Raw genomic sequence first — 19801 nt, 5'->3', positions numbered from 1 at the left:
TAGTAATAGTATATGATCCCCGCCGGGGACGCGACGGTTTCGTTGGCTGCTATGAAAAAAAGTGGCGGAGACGGAGGGATTCGAACCCTCGGTACGGTTCCCCGTACGACGCTTTAGCAAAGCGTTGGTTTCAGCCACTCACCCACGTCTCCGCATGGTCTGCCGCGCGAACGACAGTTGGCTTGGAGGGCGCTATAGCTATGGCTTTCGCGCCCCGCAACGGCAAACATTCGCCTTTTTCGTGTCGTCGTTCGGCAATTCGCAGCGAAAAGGATTCGGTCTGGCGCAAAATCGACTCAAGTCATCGCCCATTCATTGCCCGCGATTCACAGTCCGAGTCATGGTTAACCCGCGCAGCGCACGACGCGTCTGCCGATTTGGGGGATTTATGCGTAAAACGCTTGCCGCTTTCGCCGTCACGGCTTTCGCATCGATCGGGCTGGCGCTTGCGCCGGTCTCTGCGCATGCGCAGATGACGTCGGTCGATCCGAACAGCGCGATCGATTCGGATCTGGACAACCCGCAGCCCCCGGCCCCGCCGCCGAGCGACTATTCAACGACCGACCCGACGCTGAACAGCGACCTCGCGACGGGCGACCAGCAATATTCGACGACCCCCGACACCGGCACCTCGACGACGGCGGACGCCCTGACGACGAGCGCCGCCGACGGAACGACTTACAAGAAGGACGATCTGATCGGCGCCGCCGAAGGCGTCTTCGGCAAGGGCGCGCAAGGCTTGGCCGGACTGATCGAAGATATCCTGAAGAAGCAAGGCGAGCCCAACGCCTATATCGTCGGCCGCGAAGCCAGCGGCGCGCTCGGCTTGGGCGTTCGCTATGGTTCGGGCACCCTGCATCACAAAGTGGAGGGCGAAAAGCCTGTCTACTGGAACGGCCCGTCGATCGGCTTCGACGCCGGCGCCAACGCCGGCAGCACCTTCGTGCTGGTCTACAACCTCTTCGATACCGAGGATCTCTACAAGCGCTATCCCGCGGGCGAAGGCGCCGCCTATCTGATCGGGGGCTTCAACGCCAGCTACCTGCGCCGCGGCGACGTCGTGCTGATTCCGATCCGCGTCGGCGTTGGCGCACGGCTCGGCATCAACGCCGGCTATATGAAGATCCGCAAAAAGCAGAACTGGATCCCTTTCTAGGGATCGTCGAGCTTGCCACGGGGGCGAGCATGGCCCGCGCTCCGGCGCGGGCTTTTTCTTTGCCCATGCTACCGGTCGACCAAGGTCAGCATGGGATATCGCTCCAGCCAGCGTTTCGAGCGCAGCCTCTCCTGAAAGATCGAGAGCTTCCTTTCGACGAAAGCAGCCGTCGGTCGCAGCCTTAATGCGAATAGGTCGTCGAGACCGAATGGCGCGCTGACCTCGATCTTGCGACCGTCATATCGCGCGGCCACCGCGGTCGCTGTTTCCGGCCAATGCATCATCGCATCCACAACGGACGTGTAAGGCATGTCTCCATTCCGAGAATACATCCTTGCCTGATTCTTCACCGACCAGGTAAATTGGGGAAGCATGGATCGAAGCCTGTCCTCGATGTCGCGGTCGGCAGATTCAAGGGGCATATCAGGCGCAAACCAGACCACATCGACATCGCCCGCCGGCGGCGCGAAGGAATGGCCATGCAAGTGATCCCAGACTGCGTCGCGGATGAAGCCCGCGCCAATCCACGCATCGGGGAGCGATAGATCGGCAACCGCAGAGAGTGCCTCCGAACGACGGGGATCCGCGGCAAGCAAATCCTGAATGGCCAGAACATGATCCACGCCCTTAGGGTGATCAGTCGCCGTCGAAGGCGATCAGCGTCTCACACGCCAACCCCGCAGATAGCAGCCGCTGCGAGCCGCCCAGGTCAGGCAGGTCGATAACGAACAGAGCCGCCGCGACCTCGGCACCGACGCTTCGCATCAATTCGGCAGCGGCGATGATCGTCCCCCCGGTCGCGAGCAGATCGTCGACCAGCACGACGCGGTGACCGGGCAGCACGGCACCCTCGTGCAGTTCGAGCCGGTCGGTGCCATATTCAAGCTCGTAATCGACGCCAATTGTTACGCCGGGCAGTTTGCCCGCCTTGCGAACGGGAACGAGACCGATCCCCATCGCGGTCGCCATCGCCGCACCGAACAGGAAGCCGCGAGCTTCGACCGCAACGATATAATCGGGGCGATAAGTGGCAGCACGAATCGAAAGACGCCGCACGGCTTCCGAAAAGCCGGCGGCGTCGCCGATCAGTGTCGTGATGTCGCGAAACTGGATGCCCGGCTTGGGAAAGTCCGGGATGGTGCGAACAAGCGACGCGAGGTCGAGGTCGGGCTGAGGCGGGAGGGCGATCATTCCGACGGCCCTCCCTCAGGTCCTCAATGCTTCTTGTCGGCCCAGATGTTCCGGTACGACATATAGGTCAGGCCGGTGAAGATGAGCAGGTAGAAGAACACGGCCCAGCCTGTCCACACGCGCTTCACCAGCTTCGGCTCGGCGGTCCACACCAAGAAGGCACTGACGTCGGCCGCCATCGCCTTGACCGTGTTCGGCGAACCGTCGGCGAAGGTCACCTGCCCCTTGGTCAGCGGCGGCGCCATCGCGAGGTTGAGGTTCGCGAAATAGGGGTTGTAGTGCAGCCCCGTGCCCGGCTTCAGCTCCTTCGGCAGGTTCGCCGGGGGATTCTGGAAGCCGGTCAGCAGCGAATAGACATAGTCCTTGCCACCTTCGCGCGCCTTGGTGATCAGCGAGAGATCGGGCGGCAGCGCATTGTTGTTCGCCGCACGCGCCGCAACTTCGTTTGCATAGGGCGCCGGGAAATGGTCCGACGGCAGGCCATCACGCGTCGCCGGCTCGCCCGTATCGGGATTGATCGACGGGACCTGGAAGCCCTTGGCGAAAGTCTTCACCTGACCCTCGGTGTAACCGAGATCCGCGATGTCACGGAAAGCGACGAGATTCAGGCTGTGGCATGCCGAGCAGACCTCTTTGTACACCTGAAGGCCGCGCTGAAGCTGGGCCTTGTTCCAGTGCGGCAGCAGGCCATCACTGGAGAGCTTCAGATGTTCCGGATGCTTGTGGAACTCGTGTGAAGCATTGGGCTCATTGGTGAGCGGCGTGGTGACGATCGCGCACAACAGTGCGACGATGAAACCCAGACCGACGAGAAAACCGAGCGGACGAACCATGGCTGTATCAGCTCCTATTAAAGTCCGGCGCTCAGGCCGTGGCTGCCGACGGCGCGTCGGCATGCTTTGCGAGAACCGATTCGGTGATCGAGTTCGGCATCGGAAGCGGCCGCTCGATCCGCGAAATGATCGGCAGAATGATCAGGAAGTGCGCGAAATAATAGATCGAAGCGAGCTGGCTCAAGATCACATACGGCTGCTCCGCCGGGCTCTTGCCGCAATAGCCGAGGACGAACACGTCAAGGACGAGCAGCCAGAAGAAGATGCGGTTGAGCGGACGATAGTTCGACGACTTCACCGGCGAACTGTCCAGCCAGGGAAGGAAGAACAGCAGCGCGATCGCCGCGAACATCGCGATGACGCCCCACAGCTTCGCATCGATCCAGAGGAAGTTGAAGGTGAAGGCGCGCAGGATCGCGTAGAAGGGCCAGAAATACCACTCGGGTACGATATGCGCCGGCGTCGAGAGCGGGTTCGCCGCGATATAGTTGTCGGCATGGCCGAGCAGGTTCGGGCTGAAGAAGGTCAGCACGGTGAACAGCAGCAGGAACACGCCAACGCCGACGCCGTCCTTCGCGGTGTAATAGGGGTGGAACGGAACGGTGTCCTGTTCGTCCTTCACCTCGATGCCCGTCGGGTTCGACGAACCCGGGATGTGCAGCGCCCAGATGTGCAGGATGATAACGCCCGCGATCACGAACGGCAGCAGATAGTGCAGCGAGAAGAAGCGGTTCAGCGCGGCGTTGTCCGGCGCAAAACCCCCGAGCAGCCACACGCGGATCGGCTCGCCGACGGCAGGAATGGCCGAGAAGAAACCGGTGATCACCTGCGCCCCCCAGAAGCTCATCTGGCCCCAGGGAAGCACATAGCCCATGAAAGCGGTCGCCATCATAAGAAGGAAGATCACGACGCCGAGCAGCCACACCATTTCGCGCGGCGCCTTGTACGAACCGTAATAAAGACCGCGGAAGATGTGCAGATAGACGACGATGAAGAACATGCTCGCGCCGTTCATATGCGCGTAGCGGATGAGCCAGCCGGCATTCACGTCGCGCATGATGTGCTCGACCGAGTTGAACGCGACGCCCGCGTTTGCGGCATAATGCATTGCCAGCACGATACCGGTCACGATCTGGATCACCAGCGCGACGCCCGCGAGGACGCCGAAGTTCCAGAAATAGTTGAGGTTACGCGGAACCGGATAGCCGGCGCCGACCGCGTTATAGACGAGGCGCGGCAGCGGCAGCCGATCGTCCAGCCATTTCATCAGCGGCTGCTGCGGTTCATAATTCTTGGCCCAGGGAAAGCTCATCTTATCTCGCTCCTCAGCCGATCGTCACGACGGTGTCGCTGTTGAATTCATAGGGCGGCACAACCAGATTCTTGGGTGCCGGGCCCTTACGGATACGCGCTGCGGTGTCGTAATGCGAACCGTGGCACGGGCAGAAATAACCGCCGAAGTCGCCGCGGTTCTCACCCTCGGCTGCGCCGAGCGGCACGCAGCCCAGATGGGTGCAAACGCCGAGCGTGATCAGCCAGTTTTCCTTGCCGGGCTTGGTACGCTCGTCAATCGTCTGCGGGTCGCGCAGGTCGCTGAGCGGAACCTTCTTCGCCGCGGCGATCTCGGCCGGAACGAGGTTGCGGACGAAAACCGGCTGCTTGCGCCAGCTGGTCTTGATCGCCTGGCCCGGCTGGATCGACGAAATATCGATTTCGGTGGTCGACTGGGCAAGCACGTCGCCCGAGGGATTCATCTGATTGACCAGGGGGAGCACCACCGTGACCGCACCGACACCGGCAAAACTGACTGCTGCGATGTTGATGAAGTCCCGGCGCCGCACGCCATCTTCGATGCCGGCGGAAGTATCGGTTTCACTGGTCATTCGACTGCCCTTGCATGGGTGAACTGACATAGTTCCCAAGAAGGAGTGACCCGCCCTGCTAACGCGCACACGAAATGGCGCAGCCCGGCGGCCCCTCCGGGAATTGCGGGCCTGATAGCCGCACAGTCCGGGCTTGCCAACAGGCAATTTCCGCTTTGCGCATACGTGGTTGCACCGTCACCTCCGGCCCTCGATTTCCGCGCCGCGCGCGGCTATGCTCCTGCCATGGAAATCGCCCTGTTTCAGCCGGATATCGCCGGCAATGTCGGCACGATCCTGCGCACTGCCGCCTGTTTCGGCGCACCCGCGCATATCGTCGAGCCGTGCGGCTTTCCCTTTGGCGATGCGGCGCTGAAACGCGCGGGCATGGACTATGCGGTGCGCGCGAATGTGCGGCGGCATCCATCGTGGGACGCGTTCCGGCAATGGTCGCAGATCGGGGGGCAGCGGATCGTACTGCTGACGACTGCAGGCGCGACTCCCCTGCCCGACTTCGCGTTCGAGCAGGGCGAAATCCTGCTGTTCGGGTCCGAGAGCGCCGGCGTTCCGCATCATGTGCACGAAGCCGTCGCCGCGCGGGTCGCGATTCCAATGCAACCGGGCTTTCGATCCTTGAATGTCGCGGTCGCGGCTGGCATCGCGCTCGCCGAGGCACTCCGCCAGACGAAAGGCTTTTCCGCATGATCTCGCTCGACAACCAGCAGCAGCAGGCGCGGACCTGGTTCGAATCGCTGCGCGACCGGATCTGCGCCGAATTCGAGGCGATCGAGCGCGAGGCGGGAAGCGATGCCAGCTTCGCCTATACATCGTGGGACCGCGAAGCCGACGGCCTCGCGACAGGTGAAGGCGGGGGCGGCGTGCGCGGTGTGATGACCGGGCAGGTGTTCGAGAAGGTCGGCGTCAACGTGTCGACCGTCGGCGGCGAGTTTGCGCCCGACTTCGCCGCATCGATCCACGGCGCGGGCGAGGATCCCAGCTTTTTTGCTACTGGAATCAGCCTGGTCGCGCATATGGCGAATCCGCATGTTCCCGCGGTGCATATGAACACGCGCTTCCTCGCGACGACGAAGCGCTGGTTCGGCGGCGGCGCCGACCTTAACCCGCCGATTCCCTATGCCGAGGATACCGACGCCTTTCACGCCCGCTTCCGCGCGGCCTGTGCGCCCTATGGCCCCGACGTCTATGAGCGCTATTCCAAATGGGCCGAAGATTATTTCTATATCCCGCATCGCGGCGTGCATCGCGGCGTCGGCGGCATTTTCTATGATCATCTCGAATGCGGCGACGATGCCGAATTTGATCGCAACTTTGCTTTCACCCAGGCTGTCGGCGAAGCCTTTCTCGACATCTTCCCGCAGATCGTGCGGCGGCGCATGGGCCTGCCCTTCGCCGAGGCCGAGCGCGAAGAGCAGTTGATCTGGCGCGGGCGTTATGCCGAGTTCAACCTGGTCTATGATCGCGGGACGCTTTTCGGACTCAAGACCGGCGGCAATATCGACGCAATCCTGATGAGCCTGCCGCCACTCGCCAAGTGGAGCTGATACAACAAGGGCGCCCCGTTTCCGGAGCGCCCTTTTCTGTAAAATGACGACCGATCAGCTGAAGACGTCTGCTGATGCACGCGGCGCGATGGCACGATAGATGCCGACCGGCAGTGCGAACGACAGCAGCAGCTGCGGCACATAGACCACCAGCGCCATGAGAATGATCGAGATGATCGCACCGACGCCCGACCCGCCGGACGCGGCCGCTCCCATGATGCCGCCGAAGATCATGCCGGCCACAAGGCCGTATACGAGCGACAGGATGAAAACGAGAACGTAGAAGCCGACAATCGTCCACTGAGATGCTGCGGTGATCCGCCACGATTCGGTGATGCCCGTGAGCGGATTGCGCGTCAGGCGATCGGCCATGACCGGACCGGCAACGGACAGGCGCCCGAACAGCCACAGGAAAAAGACGAGGATCGCAAGATAGAAGACGATCATCAGCGCGATCGCGCCGCCGCCCATGGCGCCCGACTGAAAGGCTGTCGGCGAGAAGCCCCCGGCCCCGGCGAAAGCTGCGCCGAAGATGAGCATCATCACGAATGCGAGGATCATCACGACAATATAGGCCGCGATAAAGACGACGAACATGCCGAAGGCGAAGGCTGGCCCGGCCTGCAAGGCCCAACCGAAATTCGGCGCTTCTCCGGGATGGAGTCCGCTACGCCAGACCAGCATGCAGACGGCATACAGGACCACCGCAGCGAAAAGCCCGAACAGGAACATCCGGCCAACCGCGCCCATCGCCACCGACGGATCGGCGGGTGCCATCGCCATCGCGGTAAAAGTCGATCCCAGCACCAGATAGCCAAGCAGCGCCAAAAGCACTACCGCGCCAGCTGTCCACGCCAGCATCTGGGCCCAGTTGGTCCTTATGAAGGCGAACGTCTCCGAAAAGGCGGCGCCGATACTCATTTTTATCATGTCATTCCCCCTACTCCAAACCCGACATTTCCCATTTTTCGTTAGGCGACCCCTGTCTCCTGCCCATTTCCGGCTTACTGAAAGATATCGCCCGAGCCTCTCACCGACAGCTGGCGATAGACCGATGCGATCACCGCCGTGTTGAGCAGGGCAAAACCCGCCGCGACTGCCGAATTGATCACACCTCCGATCAGATAGCCGAACGAGCCACGGAGACCGAAAATCCCGGTCACGCTCTGCACGATCAGCGAAATCACGATCAGGACAAGCAGGAAAAGGAAAACGAAAAAGGCGACGCGCCAGCCGTTGCCGCTCGTCAATTGCCAGCTTCCCGCCAGCGCAGTGAACGGGTTCCTTACATCCCGGTCCGCCACCAGCGGATAGACGGCAGCAAACCGGCCAAGAAGATAGATCGCCGGCACAATGAACAGCAAAAGTGCGAACCCGAACAGAAACGACTGAACCAGGAATATTGCGATCATCGTCGGGATTACCGAAACGGTGAAAGCCAGCGCCTCACCGACGCTGATCCCCGCCCGGGCCAGCCAAAGCCGCAATATGGCAATCGAGCCCAGCGTCGACGCCATGGTGATCGCCAGAAGCCACGGCAGTTGCTGCCGCATATCGGCCATCAGCATCGCCATGAGCTGGTCAGGTGTGGCGTTATCGGGCGGAGCGAGCTGAACCGGGCCTAGCAACGCCATCGCCATGCCCGGGAGGAAGAAGAAGAGGCCGGCCAGCACCCCGGTGAGCGGAAGATGCGCGCGAACGAGGGTCGTCGCATCGTCCCAGGCCGCGCCCATGTCGAACTTTGTCATTGATACCCCGTCATTTTCTCTAATCCGTTGCGGTTGAAACTGACCGCCTTCGTTCCCATTGTCCAGCCTTGTTACCGAAAGCCGCCCCCACCCTTGCATCCCGAGACGCGAAACGGCAGGAAGCGGGCGCGATGATCAGCCCCCTAACCCCCGAATGGACCGTTTCCTCCGGCCTTACCGACTACGCCGCAGCGCTGGCCGATATGGAGGCGCGCGCTGCCGCTATACACGCCGGAGATGGTGACGAGCGTATCTGGCTGCTCGAGCATCCGCCGCTCTATACCGCCGGGACGAGTGCAGATCCCGCCGAACTGCTCGACCCGCGCTTTCCGGTCTTCGACGCCGGGCGTGGTGGCCGCTACACCTATCATGGTCCCGGTCAGCGTATCGGCTACGTCCAACTCGACCTGACCAAGCGCGGACGCGATGTGCGCGCCTATGTCTCGGCGCTTGAGGGGTGGGTGATCGACGCGCTCGGGCTGCTCAGTGTCGAAGCGCGCCGCGCAGAAGGCCGTATCGGTATCTGGACCGACGACCGCGACGGCCGCGAAGCCAAGATCGGCGCGATCGGTGTCCGGGTGAAGCGCTGGGTCACGCTGCACGGATTTTCGCTCAACGTGAATCCCGATCTTCTGCATTTCACCGGCATCGTGCCGTGCGGCATTGCCGAATTTCCGGTGACGAGCCTCGCGGCGCTCGGCAATCCCGCAACCTTCGCCGATGTCGACAAGGCGCTCGCCGAGACGGCGCCGGCCTTTCTCGACAAGCTTTCACCAAGGGGTTAGGACGGCGCCATGACGCGGATCCTCTTCATCGCCCTGCCCTTTGTCCTGCTCGCCGGATGCAACAGCGAGCCGTCGGGAAAAACGACGACCAAGCTTGATGCCGTCGAGGTTCAGCCCGGATCGGTCAGCGATTCGATGATCATCCTCGACAATGCGTCGGGCGACGGCACGGCGGTCGACAACAGCGTTCCCAGCGATGGCACCAAGAAGGATGCCGCAAAGCCGGAGGACGATTCGCCCGCCGAAAGCGGCGAAGCGGCCCCCGCCAATCCCGATTCCGTCGAAGCGCCTGCAACGCAGAAGGCCGCTCCGGCAACCGACAGCGCGGCCAAGAAGGCTGAATAGGCTCTAGCGCAAGCCCAGGCTTTTGTGCGTCTGCAGTGACAGGCGCCAGCGCGGGTCGGCCATTACCAGATCGATACAGGCCTGCACATTGGCCGCGGCGTGCGGGTCGTCGAGCGGCTGGATCAGCCGGTGCTCGAAATCCAGCGCGGCCAGCGCCTCGACATCGCTGCCCGGCTGCGGCCAGACGAGTTTCAATTCGTCGCCACTCGTCTGAACCAGTTCGCTGCCAGCCTTTGGGCTGATGCAGATCCAGTCGATGGTGCGCGGCACCGCGTGCGTGCCATTGCTTTCGATCGCGATCGTGAACCCTTCGGCGTGCAGCGCCTTGATCAGCGCGTCGTCGACCTGGAGCATCGGTTCACCACCGGTAAGCACGACGTAGCGGTCGCCCATGCTATCGCCCCAGCTTTCGGCGATGACCGCCGCGAGCGCTTCGGCGGCCCGGTATTTGCCGCCGAGGGTGCCGTCGGTGCCCACGAAATCTGTGTCGCAGAACTGGCAGATGGCCTTGGCGCGATCCTGCTCGCGGCCCGTCCACAGATTGCAGCCGGCAAAGCGGCAGAACACCGCGCGGCGGCCCGCCTGCGAGCCTTCGCCCTGCAGCGTCAGAAATATCTCTTTGACGGCGTAGACCATCGGATCAGGCGTAGCGCGTCGGGTCGGCCAGCCCGGCGTCGGCAAAGCCCTTGCTACGCAAACGGCAGCTGTCGCAATAGCCGCAGTGCAGCCCTTCGGGCGTCGGGTCGTAGCACGACCAGCTCATCCCGGCGTCCATGCCGAGCCGTGCGGCTTCGGCCGCGATATCGGCCTTGGTCATATGCTGGAGCGGCGCATGGATCTTGAAGTCGACGCCCTTGTCGCCGTCGCGCGTCGCGAGGCGCGCCAGATCCTGGAACCCGGCGATGAACTCGGGACGGCAGTCGGGATAGCCTGAATAGTCGAGCGCATTGACCCCGATGACGATGTCCTGCGCCTGCCGCGCCTCGGCCAGGCCGAGCGTCAGCGACAGGAAGATAAGGTTGCGCGCGGGCACATAGGTGATCGGAACCTCTTCGCCAACACCATCCTTCGGCACGTCGATATCGGCGGTGAGCGCCGAACCGCCGAAGCGGCGAAGGTCGAGCGGCAGGACGATATGCTCGGCCGCACCAATAGTGGCGGCGATCCGCGCTGCGGAGTCGAGTTCGACGCGGTGGCGCTGATTATAATCGATCGTGAGCGCGACGACCCGCGCACCGGCTTCGCGCGCAAGGCCCGCACAGACCATCGAGTCGAGGCCGCCCGACAGGAGGACGATCACCGTTTTTCCGGAAACTTGCTGCATCGGCGCCAGATAGGCCTGCGGCAAGGTCCGCGCAAGTGTTGCGGTGCACCAAAGAAAATGGGCCGCGCGGCGGTTGCAGCACGGCCCAGTTCGGCATGAAAGCCGTTAGGGAGAAGGACACACATCAGTGCATCGCATCTCCCGTCTAGCAGAGCGTGGTTAACAAAGGGTTAGGAGCAGGCGCCCGTCCGTCGCGCCTCGATCGCCTGCGAGAAAGGCCGTCCGCCGGCGATCCCCTGCGTATCGATCTGGACCAGCCGGTTCGTCTCGCTGCGAATAGTAGTGCGTCCGTGCCCCGCGCCAGGACAGGTGTAATGCACTGTCACCGACGCCGGCGTATCCTCGATCACATAACGCGAGCAATTCGTCTGCGGATGCTCAATCTGGATCATCCGCCGCGCATCGCCGAGGCACATCGTTTGCAGCACGGCATCCTTGCCACGCTCGCGCAGCTGCCAGCTGCCCTTTTCGAGCCGGTCGAGCATGGCAAGCGACGGGGCCTGTGCCGGAACCGCGGTGGCCGCAGCAACGCCGGTCGCGATTAACGACAGTCTGAAGAGGGGGGACAAGATCGCCATTTTTCCTTCCATCCGGCCGTCCATAGTTGGACGGAAATGCGACCCCATTGAGGAGGAGATAGCAACGCGGAGGGCGAATTTCAACCGCTTGGCGCCAGTTTGCCCCGCTTCGTCGTCGCCAAGCGCCTCAAAGCGGGACCAGCCGGTTCAGCTATGTTCTGCGATCTCATCGAGCGTGATCGGAAAAATGCGCGAACAGAATGCGCAATCGACGTTCACGAAACCGGAATCGTCTGCCATGTCGCGACGCTCGGATTCCGGAAACTTCGACAGCACGCCGGCGAAATAATCGGTGCTGCAACGGCAGCCGCGCGAAATAAAACTCCCCGGATCGACGCGCACCTCGTCCTCGTGAAACAAGCGCCATGCGAGCGTTTCGAGCGAGGTTGCGGGATCGGTGAGTTCCTCGTCCTTCAACGTGGCGGCAATCGCCTTGGCATGCTCCCATTCGGGCAGGTCATGCCGCACATGCAGGCGATCGCGCCCGACCTCGCCCTCGGGCAGATGCTGAAGCAGCAGGCCGCCCGCGACGCACCCGGCCTCGGCATCATGACGCGCCGCAAGCTTGATCAGGCTGGGAATCTGTTCGGACTGTTCGAAATAATGTTCGGCAGCATCCCCGATCGATGCGCCTTCGAGCGGAACGATCCCTTGATAGCGCTCGCCGGTCGCGGCCTGGTCGAAGGTGATCGCGAGGAACCCTTCGCCGAACAGCGCAAACAGCGTCGGGTCCGAGCCGGCCTCGGCCAGTCGCTCGGCGTCGAACTTCAAATAGCCGCGCAGCTCGCCATCGCGATAATCGCAGACGAGCAGCTCGACCGGGCCACCGCCGGTCTGTGCCTGCAGGGTGAGCTGGCTTCCCTCGTCCTTCAGCGTCGAACCCAGCAGCACCGTCAGCGCGAGCGCCTCCGCAAGCAGCTTTTCCGCCACCGGCGGATAGCTGTGCGCGGCCATGATCATATTGAGGACCGGCCCCAACCGCACGAGTCGTCCGCGCACATGACGATCGCTGATCGTGAATGGCAGCGGTTGGTCGAACCAGGTTTCGATAATCTCGCTCACAGCTTGCCGAGCGCCCAGAGAAGGACCGACTTTTGCGCGTGGACGCGGTTTTCAGCTTCGTCCCAGACGCGTGACTGCGATCCGTCGATCACCGCATCGACCACTTCCTCGCCGCGGTGCGCGGGCAGGCAGTGGAGAAATACCGCATCGCTCTTCGCGCCGCCCATCAGGCGTTCGTCGACCTGATAGGGCGCCATCGCCGCAAGCTTGTTATGTGCATGATCCTGACCCATCGACACCCAGGTATCGGTGACGACCAAATCGGCGCCCGCAACCGCTTCGCGCGCGTCGCGCACGATGTCGATCTTCGCGCCCTTCGCTCGCGCCGCCTCAACGAAGCCCGCGTCGGGTTCATAGCCCTGCGGGACGCCCGCCCGGACGTTGAAACCGAACAGACCGGCCGCCTCGATCAGCGATGCGAGGACATTGTTTCCGTCCCCCAGCCACGCGAGCTCGAGCCCCGGCAGCGCCTTGCCGCTTTCGACGATCGTCAGCAGGTCGGCGACGATCTGGCACGGGTGCGACAGATCGGTCAGGCCGTTGATGACAGGAACGCTGGCGTGATGCGCCAATTCCTCGATCTTGTCGTGATGATCGGTGCGGATCATGATCGCATCGGCGTATCGCGACAGCACGCGCGCAGTGTCGGCAATCGTCTCGCCGCGCCCGAGTTGGCTCGTGCCCGCATCGAGGATCATCGGGACACCCCCGAGCTGGCGGATCGCCAGATCGAACGAACAGCGCGTGCGCGTCGAGTTCTTCTCGAACACCATCGCCAGTACATGGTCGGCGAGCGGCGTGTCGGCGTCGGGCTTCGCCTTCGGCCAGCCCACGCGGGCCGTCTTGCGGTCGATCGCATCCGACAGCATCGCCGCGACGGCATCCCCGCCCGCGTCGGACAGGTTCAGGAAATCGGGCATCAGACTTCAGGCGGCGTATAGCTCGCCGCTCCCGCCGACAATTTCTCGATGCACTCGTCGATATGGCCCTGCTCGATATTCAGCGGCGGCAGGATGCGGATGACATTGTCGCCCGCTGCCACCGTCAACAGCCCGTGATTGTCGCGCAGATGCGCGACAAAGGCGCGGCTGTCGGACTTCATCTTGACGCCGAGCATCAGGCCCATGCCGCGGACGCTTTCGAACAGATGATCATGGTTCGGAATGAGCTGTTCCAGCGCACCGCGCAGCCGTTCGCCGGTCGCCTGAACCTGATCGAGGAACCCTTCCTCGAGGATCACGTCGAACACCGCCTGCCCGGCTGCCATCGCAAGCGGGTTGCCGCCATAGGTCGAGCCATGCGTGCCGATCACCATGCCGCGTGCCGCCTTTTCCGTGGCAAGGCAGGCGCCCATCGGGAAACCGCCGCCGATACCCTTGGCGCTCGCCAGAATGTCGGGAGCGAGGTCGTACTGTTCATAGGCATAGAGCGAGCCGGTGCGGGCGACGCCGCACTGGACTTCGTCGAACACCAGCATCAGGTCGCGCTCGTTGCAGATATCGCGCAGCCCCTGAAGGAAGGGCTGCGACGCGGGACGGATACCGCCCTCGCCCTGCACCGGCTCGACAAGGAAACCCGCCGTGCTGTCGTCGACCAGGTCGAGCGCCGCGTTGAGATCGTCGAACGGGGCATAGGCAAAGCCCGGAAGCAACGGATCGAATCCCTTGCGCAGCTTTTCCTGATTGGTCGCCGAGATCGTGCCGAGCGTGCGGCCGTGGAAGGCATTGTTGAAGGTGATGAGCGTATGCTTGTGGGCATTGCCCGCGCTCGAATGATAGGCGCGCGCGGTCTTGATCGCGCATTCGACCGCCTCGGCGCCCGAGTTGGTGAAGAACACCGTGTCGGCAAAAGTATTGTCGACCAGCCGCTGGGCAAAAGCTTCGCCCTGCGGGCTGCCATAGAGGTTCGACACATGGATCAGCGTCGCAGCCTGTTCCGCAATCGCCTTCGTCAGATGCGGGTGGCCATGCCCGAGCAGGTTGACAGCGATACCGCTCGCGAAGTCCAGATAGCGCTCGCCTCGCTCGCCGATCAGATAGGCGCCTTCGCCTCGCACCGGACGCACACCGCACCGGGGGTAAACGGGCATCAGCGGCGTGATCGACATGTCAGGCACCTTTCCAAACAGACCAAAAGTAAAAAGGCGACCCCGATGGGCCGCCCTTGGTGGGACCGTCCCTATACTGCCGCGGCCGGAGCTGCGTCAACACGGGGGTTAGAGCGACTTCCCCGCCTGCATCGCCAGCGCGACCGAATGCTTGCGCGCGTCATGATCATACATCGACGACGCAACGATGATTTCGTCGACGCCGGTGCGGACCTGAAAGGCCTTGAGGCCCGCGGCGACATCGTCGACTGTCCCCACCGCCGAGCATTGGAGTACATGATCGAGGATTGCGCGCGCGTTCGGCGGCAAGCTGTCCTTATAGCCTTCGAGCGGCGGTTTCATCTTGCCGGGATTGCCGGTGCGCAGCGCCACGAACGCCTGCTGCTGCGACGACGCCAGAAGTTCGGCCTCCCCGCGCGTGTCGGCGGCGAACACGTTGAACGCGGCGGCGGCATAGGGTTCGGATAATTGTTCCGAAGGCTTGAACTGGCGACGATAGATTTCGAGCGCCTCGTCGAGCGCGTCGGGCGCGAAATGACTGGCGAAGGCGTAAGGAAGCCCGAGCATCGCCGCGAGCTGGGCGCCGAACAGGCTCGACCCCAAGATCCACAACGGTACGTTCGTTCCCTCGCCCGGAACGGCGCGGATCCCGAGCCGGTCATCGCCGGCAAGAAAGGCCTGCAGCTCGACGACGTCCTGCGGAAACTGACGCTCGTCGCTCGCAAGATTGCGGCGCAGCGCGCGCGCAACCACACCGTCAGAACCTGGCGCGCGGCCGAGGCCGAGATCGACACGGCCGGGGAATAGCGCCTCAAGCGTGCCGAACTGCTCGGCGATCACCATCGGCGCATGATTCGGCAGCATGATCCCGCCGGCGCCGATACGGATGCTCGACGTCGCCTGCCCGATATGGGCGAGCACGACCGAGGTTGCGGCACTCGCGATCCCCGTCATGCCGTGATGTTCGGCGACCCAATAGCGTTCATAGCCAAGCGCTTCGGCGTGGCGCGCGAGGTCGGCGGCGTTGGCGAGCGACTGGGCGATCGTGCCGGTGTCGGTCACGGGCACGAGATCGAGGAAGGAGAGTTTCGTCATGCAACCGATATGCGGTTGCAGATCGCCGGGTTCAACCTCAACGCTTCGCGGGCATGGCGAAGAAATTCTACGCCCGCTCGTCCTTCGGCGAGTCCATCAGCACATAGGTGGTGATCGAATGGACCTGCGGCAGCACGCCCAGCACCTCGGTATGGAAATGCTTGTAGGCGGCGAGATCCTGCGTCTCGACCCGCAGCAGATATTCGATCGTGCCCGTGATATTATGGCATTCGCGCACCTCGGGGGCGAGTGCCATCGCGGCCTCGAACCCTGCCTGCGACTTTTTGGTGTGCGACGACAGGCCGACGGTCACATAAGCGAGAAAGGTCAGCCCCAGCTTCGCTGGATCGATCACCGCGCGATAGCCCTTGATCACGCCGCTGCGTTCAAGTTCCTGCACGCGGCGCAGGCACGCCGACGGCGACAGCCCGACACGCTCCGCCAGCTCGAGGTTCGAGATTCGTCCGTCGCGTGATAGCTCGCGCAATATATTGCGGCCAATGGTGTCAATCTTGCTCATAGATTGCATAATCTACGCGATCTCCCTCCATCTTTGCAATCCGTCGCGCGTCAAAACGCATTATGTTGCGCGCATGGAACAGACCACCCTTGCCGCGCTCTCCGCTTTCGCGCTTGTCTCGTCGATCACGCCGGGACCGAACAATATGATGCTGATGGCATCGGGCGCCAATTTCGGCCTCCGTCGCACTGTGCCGCACGCGCTGGGCGTGGGTGTCGGTTTCACCCTGATGATCGTCCTCGTCGGGATCGGGCTAATGGGCCTGTTCGACCTGTTTCCGGTACTCAACATCATACTCAAGGTGGCGAGCGTCGCCTATCTGCTGTGGCTCGCATGGAAGATCGCCAACGCCGGCGCACCTGGCGATGGCGACAGCCCCCGCGGCAAGCCGATGAGCTTTCTCCAGGCGATGGCCTTTCAGTGGGTGAACCCCAAGGCATGGTCGATGGCGCTGACGGCGATCGCACTCTATGCGCCCGACCGCAATTTTGCAGCGGTAGCGCTGGTCGCCGCCGTGTTCGGGATCATCAACCTGCCCTCGACGAGCATCTGGGCGGTGATGGGCGTATCGCTGCGCGGCTGGCTGTCCAGCCCGGCGCGGCTGAAGGCCTTCAACTGGACGATGGCTGCACTGCTCGTCGGATCGCTCGCGCTGCTCATCTGACCCGATTGCAAGGTTGCGAACCGCAACCTAAAGACGGCGCTCCCCTCAGAGGAGAAGAGAGCCATGCAAAGCCGCCGCCTTGGAAAAAGCGCCATCCACGTCTCCGATATCTGCATGGGGACGATGACCTTCGGCAGCCAGACCGACGAGGCAGAGGCATTCCGGATTCTCGACCGCTGCTTCGACGAGGGGATCAATTTCTACGACACGGCCGAGGGCTATCCGGTGCCGCCCGACATCAAATGGGTCGGTCGCACCGAAGAGATCGTCGGCCGCTGGATGAAGACCAAGCCGCGCGACGCGATCATCATGGCGACGAAGGTATCGGGACCGAGCCATGTCTGGTTCAAGTCGCCGTGCCGGAACGGCATGACCGCGCTCGACCGCAAGAACATCATGCAGGCAATCGACGACAGCCTGACGCGGTTGCAGACCGACTATGTCGACCTCTACCAGACGCACTGGCCCGACCATGACGCGCCCTATGACGAGATGATGGACGCACTCGACGAACTCGTCCGCGTCGGCAAGGTCCGCGTCCTCGGCTGCTCGAACGAGACGAGCTGGGGGCTGATGAAATCGCTCGCCGCGTCGGAGAGGCTGGGCGGCGCCCGCCACCACACGATCCAGAATAATTTCAGCCTCAACAACCGCCGCTTCGAGGATGAGCTGGCGCAGGTTTGCCGGCAGGAAGGCGTCAGCCTGATCCCCTATTCGCCGCTCGCCGGCGGGGTGCTGTCGGGCAAATATCAGGGCGGCGCACGGCCTGAGGGCGCGCGCTTTTCGCGCTATCTGGGCATGGAAGGCCGGCAGGCCGCGATGGGCCGCCGGTTCGTCAACGACAAGTCGCTCGCGGCGACGGCGCGCTATCTGCAGATCGCCGAAGACAATGGCCTGCATCCCGTCACACTGGCGACGGCCTGGTCGAAGCAGCACGACTTCGTCGCCTCCACGATCGTCGGGGTCAGCGCCTATGATCAGGTCGATCCGATCCTCGCCGCGAAGGATCTGGTGCTGAGCGACGAGTTGATGAAGACGCTCGACAAGGTCGGCAAGGAGTTCCTCTACCCGATGGGGTGACCGTCTTGCATGCGGGCCGTCTGTCGCTATCCTCGGACCAGCTGCCATGTCCAAGGAGCGACCATGCCCCCCGCCCGCCGTGCCCTGATCGCCGTATCCGCTCTATTCGCCGCCGCCGGCGCCGCGCACGCCGCCGATCCGACGATGTTCCGCGACGCGGGCTGCGGTTGCTGCCTTAAATGGCTGGCGCAGGTAAAAACCGCGCTCGGCGGCACGGCGAAGATCGTCAACGCCGCCAATATGGACGCGGTCAAGGATCGGCAGGGCGTCCCCGATGCGTTGCGCAGCTGCCACACCGTGCTGGTGAACGGCTATGTCATCGAGGGTCATGTGCCGGCGAAGGAGATTGCCCGCCTGCTCAAGGAAAAGCCCAAGGGCGTCACCGGCCTTGCGGTCGCCGGGATGCCGACGGGATCGCCGGGAATGGAGCATGGCAACCACCGCGAAGCCTATAAGGTCATGACCTTCGGCCCCGGCGGCCAGCGCGTCTACGCAAGCTACGCCGCGAGCCGCTGACCCCCTAGTCGCCGCCGCCGCCTCCGCCGCCGTCCCCACCACCGTCACCGCCGCCGCCGCAATCGCCGTCGCTGCCGCTGCTCCAGCCGGAGTCACCGACATCGCAGGTCGGCACCCCGCCGCTTTCGCTGGTCATCATCATCGGGGATGCAGAATAGGTGGAATCACCATAGCTCGAATCGCCGCCGTCGCGCGGCGGGTCGCGTCGCGCCGGGTCTCCTCGCGTGATGCCGGGGATCGCGCCGCCGGACAGCTTCACGATCAGCACCGCCACCAGCATGATTCCGATGACCGCCCATAACATCCCGCCGTCTCCTTCGGCCGCAAACCTTACGCCAGCTCGGCCTTGAACAGTTCGAGCATCCGGCCCCATGCCTTTTCGGCCGCCGCCTCGTTATAGGCGCGACCGTCGGGCGGGCACCACCCGTGCATCGCGCCCTTGTAGACCTCGACCTCATGCCAAGGCTTGCGCGGGGTCAGAACGGCATTCAGCCGGTTCTTTTCCTCGGGATCCTGCTGATCGTCATTGTCTGCGATCGCGAACAGATAGCCGGCACCCGTCGCCGGGATCAGCAGGTGCGGGCTGTCGGGCTTGTCGGTGCCGACGCCGCCACCGTGAAAGCTAGCCGCAGCGCCGACACGTTCGGGCTTCAGCGCCGCGGTGTAGATCGTCATCGCCCCGCCCATGCAATAGCCGGTGGTGCCAAGCCTGCGCTTCGTATCGACCTCCTTCTGCGCATCGAGGAAGGCGAGATGGGCCGTGGCGTCGGTCGTCACGAGCGTCTTGTTCAGCTGTTTCAGATAGCCGAACAATTTGTCGCGGATCGCAGGGTCGCTGAAATCATTCGCGGCATCGACGACCGGCGATTTCTGCCAGCGGTAGAAGGGGTTCACGGTCAGCACTGCATAGCCCTCACCCGCGAGCCGGTCGGCCATCTGGCGAAAGGCGGGGCGCAGGCCCCGAATGTCGGGCCACACCAGCACGCCCGGATGCCTGCCCTCGGCCGGCGCGACGAAATAGGCGTCGGCGGTGCCGTCGGCGGTCTTGATCTCCACATCGCGGCCCTTGACCGGCCCGGCCGCCCCCGCCGATATCGGCAGCATCGACGCCAGCGCGCCCGCGCCGACAAGCGTACCGAATCTCCGGCGATTTACGGGAACGCCCGCGCGGTCGAGATCGGCTTCGGTGATGTCAGTGCACATGATATCTCTCCTCTTTCCGCCCCCGAACGCAAAATCGGCTGGCACAGCGATTCGCGCAGAGCCGCGGAAAACAGCGCAACTTCATTCGCAAATCGCATGGGCGACGCCGATGGTTACGGGGTCAGCTAAGCACGCCGGAGAAGAATAGGAAAGGCCGCGATGGGCCGGGG

General features: G+C 63.3%; 25 protein-coding genes and 1 tRNA gene. 8 read left to right on the top strand and 18 right to left on the bottom strand.

Features of this window, described 5'->3' with window-relative positions:
* Positions 1–62: 62 nt before the first annotated feature.
* A tRNA-Ser gene (locus ACQY80_RS15715) sits at positions 63–152 on the bottom strand.
* Between the two features lie 236 nt (positions 153–388).
* Between ACQY80_RS15715 and ACQY80_RS15710 the strand changes: the two genes are divergently transcribed.
* Entirely contained in the window at positions 389–1156 is a 768-nt protein-coding gene (locus tag ACQY80_RS15710; protein WP_428681492.1) for a DUF1134 domain-containing protein, read from the top strand.
* Between the two features lie 68 nt (positions 1157–1224).
* Here the strand turns inward: ACQY80_RS15710 and ACQY80_RS15705 are convergent, their stop codons facing one another.
* From ACQY80_RS15705 to petA, 5 genes are read right to left on the bottom strand one after another with little or no spacing between them, the layout of a single operon-like run.
* Entirely contained in the window at positions 1225–1779 is a 555-nt protein-coding gene (locus ACQY80_RS15705) for a nucleotidyltransferase family protein (protein ID WP_428681490.1), read from the bottom strand.
* Positions 1780–1792: 13 nt separating this feature from the next.
* The gene (locus tag ACQY80_RS15700) at positions 1793–2347 is read right to left on the bottom strand and encodes an adenine phosphoribosyltransferase (RefSeq protein ID WP_428681488.1); all 555 of its coding nucleotides are present in this window, start codon (positions 2345–2347) and stop codon (positions 1793–1795) included.
* Between the two features lie 23 nt (positions 2348–2370).
* Positions 2371–3180 carry a cytochrome c1 gene (locus ACQY80_RS15695; RefSeq protein WP_428681486.1) on the bottom strand — a complete coding sequence of 270 codons (810 nt, stop codon included), beginning with the start codon at positions 3178–3180 and terminating at the stop codon, positions 2371–2373.
* A gap of 31 nt (positions 3181–3211) precedes the next feature.
* Positions 3212–4492, bottom strand: coding sequence for a cytochrome b (locus ACQY80_RS15690; RefSeq protein ID WP_428681484.1), 1281 nt, complete (start codon positions 4490–4492; stop codon positions 3212–3214).
* Positions 4493–4505: 13 nt separating this feature from the next.
* Positions 4506–5063, bottom strand: a complete 558-nt coding sequence (petA, locus tag ACQY80_RS15685; protein ID WP_428681482.1) for a ubiquinol-cytochrome c reductase iron-sulfur subunit — start codon at positions 5061–5063, stop codon at positions 4506–4508.
* 225 nt (positions 5064–5288) lie between these two features.
* Here petA and ACQY80_RS15680 point away from each other — a divergent pair, with 225 nt between their 5' ends.
* Both ACQY80_RS15680 and hemF read left to right on the top strand, forming a co-directional pair.
* Complete coding sequence (locus ACQY80_RS15680) at positions 5289–5747, top strand: tRNA (cytidine(34)-2'-O)-methyltransferase (RefSeq protein WP_428681480.1); 459 nt, start codon at positions 5289–5291, stop codon at positions 5745–5747.
* Positions 5744–6604: an oxygen-dependent coproporphyrinogen oxidase gene (gene hemF / locus ACQY80_RS15675; RefSeq protein WP_428681478.1), complete on the top strand. Its 861-nt coding sequence runs from the start codon at positions 5744–5746 to the stop codon at positions 6602–6604. Before ACQY80_RS15680 ends, hemF begins: the two co-directional genes overlap by 4 nt.
* Positions 6605–6658: 54 nt before the next feature.
* On the opposite strand, the gene ACQY80_RS15670 is transcribed toward hemF, so the two are convergent.
* A complete protein-coding gene (locus ACQY80_RS15670) occupies positions 6659–7534 on the bottom strand; it encodes a hypothetical protein (RefSeq protein WP_428681476.1) in 876 nt (291 codons plus the stop codon).
* Positions 7535–7608: 74 nt separating this feature from the next.
* On the bottom strand, positions 7609–8352 hold the full coding sequence (locus ACQY80_RS15665) for a hypothetical protein (RefSeq protein WP_428681474.1): 744 nt from the start codon (positions 8350–8352) through the stop codon (positions 7609–7611).
* A gap of 131 nt (positions 8353–8483) precedes the next feature.
* Between ACQY80_RS15665 and lipB the strand changes: the two genes are divergently transcribed.
* Together lipB and ACQY80_RS15655 are read left to right on the top strand one after the other, a co-directional pair.
* Positions 8484–9137 (top strand): lipoyl(octanoyl) transferase LipB, encoded by a 654-nt coding sequence (lipB, locus tag ACQY80_RS15660; RefSeq protein ID WP_428681472.1) that lies wholly within the window; start codon positions 8484–8486, stop codon positions 9135–9137.
* 9 nt (positions 9138–9146) lie between these two features.
* On the top strand, positions 9147–9482 hold the full coding sequence (locus ACQY80_RS15655; protein ID WP_428681470.1) for a hypothetical protein: 336 nt from the start codon (positions 9147–9149) through the stop codon (positions 9480–9482).
* Positions 9483–9485: 3 nt separating this feature from the next.
* Here ACQY80_RS15655 and queE read toward each other — a convergent pair whose 3' ends face one another.
* The 8 genes from queE to ACQY80_RS15615 form a co-directional block, all read right to left on the bottom strand.
* Positions 9486–10118: a 7-carboxy-7-deazaguanine synthase gene (gene queE, locus ACQY80_RS15650; protein WP_428681468.1), complete on the bottom strand. Its 633-nt coding sequence runs from the start codon at positions 10116–10118 to the stop codon at positions 9486–9488.
* 4 nt (positions 10119–10122) lie between these two features.
* Positions 10123–10806, bottom strand: coding sequence for a 7-cyano-7-deazaguanine synthase QueC (gene queC, locus ACQY80_RS15645; RefSeq protein ID WP_428681466.1), 684 nt, complete (start codon positions 10804–10806; stop codon positions 10123–10125).
* A 170-nt stretch (positions 10807–10976) separates the two neighbouring features.
* A complete protein-coding gene (locus tag ACQY80_RS15640; RefSeq protein WP_428681464.1) occupies positions 10977–11384 on the bottom strand; it encodes a DUF3617 domain-containing protein in 408 nt (135 codons plus the stop codon).
* Positions 11385–11531: 147 nt separating this feature from the next.
* Positions 11532–12446 carry an Hsp33 family molecular chaperone HslO gene (locus ACQY80_RS15635; protein ID WP_428681462.1) on the bottom strand — a complete coding sequence of 305 codons (915 nt, stop codon included), beginning with the start codon at positions 12444–12446 and terminating at the stop codon, positions 11532–11534.
* Positions 12443–13369, bottom strand: coding sequence for an ornithine carbamoyltransferase (gene argF, locus ACQY80_RS15630; RefSeq protein ID WP_428685891.1), 927 nt, complete (start codon positions 13367–13369; stop codon positions 12443–12445). The genes ACQY80_RS15635 and argF overlap by 4 nt, the downstream gene beginning before the upstream one ends.
* Entirely contained in the window at positions 13366–14553 is a 1188-nt protein-coding gene (locus ACQY80_RS15625) for an aspartate aminotransferase family protein (protein ID WP_428681460.1), read from the bottom strand. Before ACQY80_RS15625 ends, argF begins: the two co-directional genes overlap by 4 nt.
* Positions 14554–14661: 108 nt before the next feature.
* Positions 14662–15648 (bottom strand): LLM class flavin-dependent oxidoreductase, encoded by a 987-nt coding sequence (locus ACQY80_RS15620; RefSeq protein WP_428681458.1) that lies wholly within the window; start codon positions 15646–15648, stop codon positions 14662–14664.
* Positions 15649–15715: 67 nt separating this feature from the next.
* Positions 15716–16168, bottom strand: coding sequence for an Lrp/AsnC family transcriptional regulator (locus ACQY80_RS15615; RefSeq protein ID WP_428681456.1), 453 nt, complete (start codon positions 16166–16168; stop codon positions 15716–15718).
* 73 nt (positions 16169–16241) lie between these two features.
* Here ACQY80_RS15615 and ACQY80_RS15610 point away from each other — a divergent pair, with 73 nt between their 5' ends.
* The 3 genes from ACQY80_RS15610 (at position 16242) to ACQY80_RS15600 (ending at position 18428) form a co-directional block, all read left to right on the top strand.
* Entirely contained in the window at positions 16242–16832 is a 591-nt protein-coding gene (locus tag ACQY80_RS15610) for a LysE family translocator (protein ID WP_428681454.1), read from the top strand.
* Between the two features lie 63 nt (positions 16833–16895).
* On the top strand, positions 16896–17912 hold the full coding sequence (locus ACQY80_RS15605; protein WP_428681452.1) for an aldo/keto reductase: 1017 nt from the start codon (positions 16896–16898) through the stop codon (positions 17910–17912).
* A gap of 63 nt (positions 17913–17975) precedes the next feature.
* A complete protein-coding gene (locus ACQY80_RS15600; protein WP_428681450.1) occupies positions 17976–18428 on the top strand; it encodes a DUF411 domain-containing protein in 453 nt (150 codons plus the stop codon).
* Positions 18429–18432: 4 nt separating this feature from the next.
* Here ACQY80_RS15600 and ACQY80_RS15595 read toward each other — a convergent pair whose 3' ends face one another.
* Both ACQY80_RS15595 and ACQY80_RS15590 read right to left on the bottom strand, forming a co-directional pair.
* Complete coding sequence (locus tag ACQY80_RS15595) at positions 18433–18732, bottom strand: hypothetical protein (protein WP_428681448.1); 300 nt, start codon at positions 18730–18732, stop codon at positions 18433–18435.
* Between the two features lie 26 nt (positions 18733–18758).
* Positions 18759–19631: a dienelactone hydrolase family protein gene (locus ACQY80_RS15590; RefSeq protein WP_428681446.1), complete on the bottom strand. Its 873-nt coding sequence runs from the start codon at positions 19629–19631 to the stop codon at positions 18759–18761.
* Between the last annotated feature and the right edge of the window lie 170 nt (positions 19632–19801).

The organism is Sphingopyxis sp., assembly GCF_965279755.1.
GTDB lineage: Bacteria > Pseudomonadota > Alphaproteobacteria > Sphingomonadales > Sphingomonadaceae > Sphingopyxis.
This window is presented reverse-complemented; position numbering and strand designations above follow the sequence as displayed.

Coding starts and splice junctions, on each gene's coding strand:
- ACQY80_RS15710 (WP_428681492.1), top strand. CDS start 389: ATGCGTAAAACGCTTGCCGCTTTCGCCGTCACGGCTTTCGCATCGATC.
- ACQY80_RS15700 (WP_428681488.1), bottom strand. CDS start 2,347: ATGATCGCCCTCCCGCCTCAGCCCGACCTCGACCTCGCGTCGCTTGTT.
- ACQY80_RS15695 (WP_428681486.1), bottom strand. CDS start 3,180: ATGGTTCGTCCGCTCGGTTTTCTCGTCGGTCTGGGTTTCATCGTCGCA.
- ACQY80_RS15690 (WP_428681484.1), bottom strand. CDS start 4,492: ATGAGCTTTCCCTGGGCCAAGAATTATGAACCGCAGCAGCCGCTGATG.
- petA (WP_428681482.1), bottom strand. CDS start 5,063: ATGACCAGTGAAACCGATACTTCCGCCGGCATCGAAGATGGCGTGCGG.
- ACQY80_RS15680 (WP_428681480.1), top strand. CDS start 5,289: ATGGAAATCGCCCTGTTTCAGCCGGATATCGCCGGCAATGTCGGCACG.
- hemF (WP_428681478.1), top strand. CDS start 5,744: ATGATCTCGCTCGACAACCAGCAGCAGCAGGCGCGGACCTGGTTCGAA.
- ACQY80_RS15670 (WP_428681476.1), bottom strand. CDS start 7,534: ATGATAAAAATGAGTATCGGCGCCGCCTTTTCGGAGACGTTCGCCTTC.
- ACQY80_RS15665 (WP_428681474.1), bottom strand. CDS start 8,352: ATGACAAAGTTCGACATGGGCGCGGCCTGGGACGATGCGACGACCCTC.
- lipB (WP_428681472.1), top strand. CDS start 8,484: ATGATCAGCCCCCTAACCCCCGAATGGACCGTTTCCTCCGGCCTTACC.
- ACQY80_RS15655 (WP_428681470.1), top strand. CDS start 9,147: ATGACGCGGATCCTCTTCATCGCCCTGCCCTTTGTCCTGCTCGCCGGA.
- queE (WP_428681468.1), bottom strand. CDS start 10,118: ATGGTCTACGCCGTCAAAGAGATATTTCTGACGCTGCAGGGCGAAGGC.
- queC (WP_428681466.1), bottom strand. CDS start 10,806: ATGCAGCAAGTTTCCGGAAAAACGGTGATCGTCCTCCTGTCGGGCGGC.
- ACQY80_RS15640 (WP_428681464.1), bottom strand. CDS start 11,384: ATGGCGATCTTGTCCCCCCTCTTCAGACTGTCGTTAATCGCGACCGGC.
- ACQY80_RS15625 (WP_428681460.1), bottom strand. CDS start 14,553: ATGTCGATCACGCCGCTGATGCCCGTTTACCCCCGGTGCGGTGTGCGT.
- ACQY80_RS15620 (WP_428681458.1), bottom strand. CDS start 15,648: ATGACGAAACTCTCCTTCCTCGATCTCGTGCCCGTGACCGACACCGGC.
- ACQY80_RS15615 (WP_428681456.1), bottom strand. CDS start 16,168: ATGAGCAAGATTGACACCATTGGCCGCAATATATTGCGCGAGCTATCA.
- ACQY80_RS15610 (WP_428681454.1), top strand. CDS start 16,242: ATGGAACAGACCACCCTTGCCGCGCTCTCCGCTTTCGCGCTTGTCTCG.
- ACQY80_RS15605 (WP_428681452.1), top strand. CDS start 16,896: ATGCAAAGCCGCCGCCTTGGAAAAAGCGCCATCCACGTCTCCGATATC.
- ACQY80_RS15600 (WP_428681450.1), top strand. CDS start 17,976: ATGCCCCCCGCCCGCCGTGCCCTGATCGCCGTATCCGCTCTATTCGCC.
- ACQY80_RS15595 (WP_428681448.1), bottom strand. CDS start 18,732: ATGTTATGGGCGGTCATCGGAATCATGCTGGTGGCGGTGCTGATCGTG.
- ACQY80_RS15590 (WP_428681446.1), bottom strand. CDS start 19,631: ATGTGCACTGACATCACCGAAGCCGATCTCGACCGCGCGGGCGTTCCC.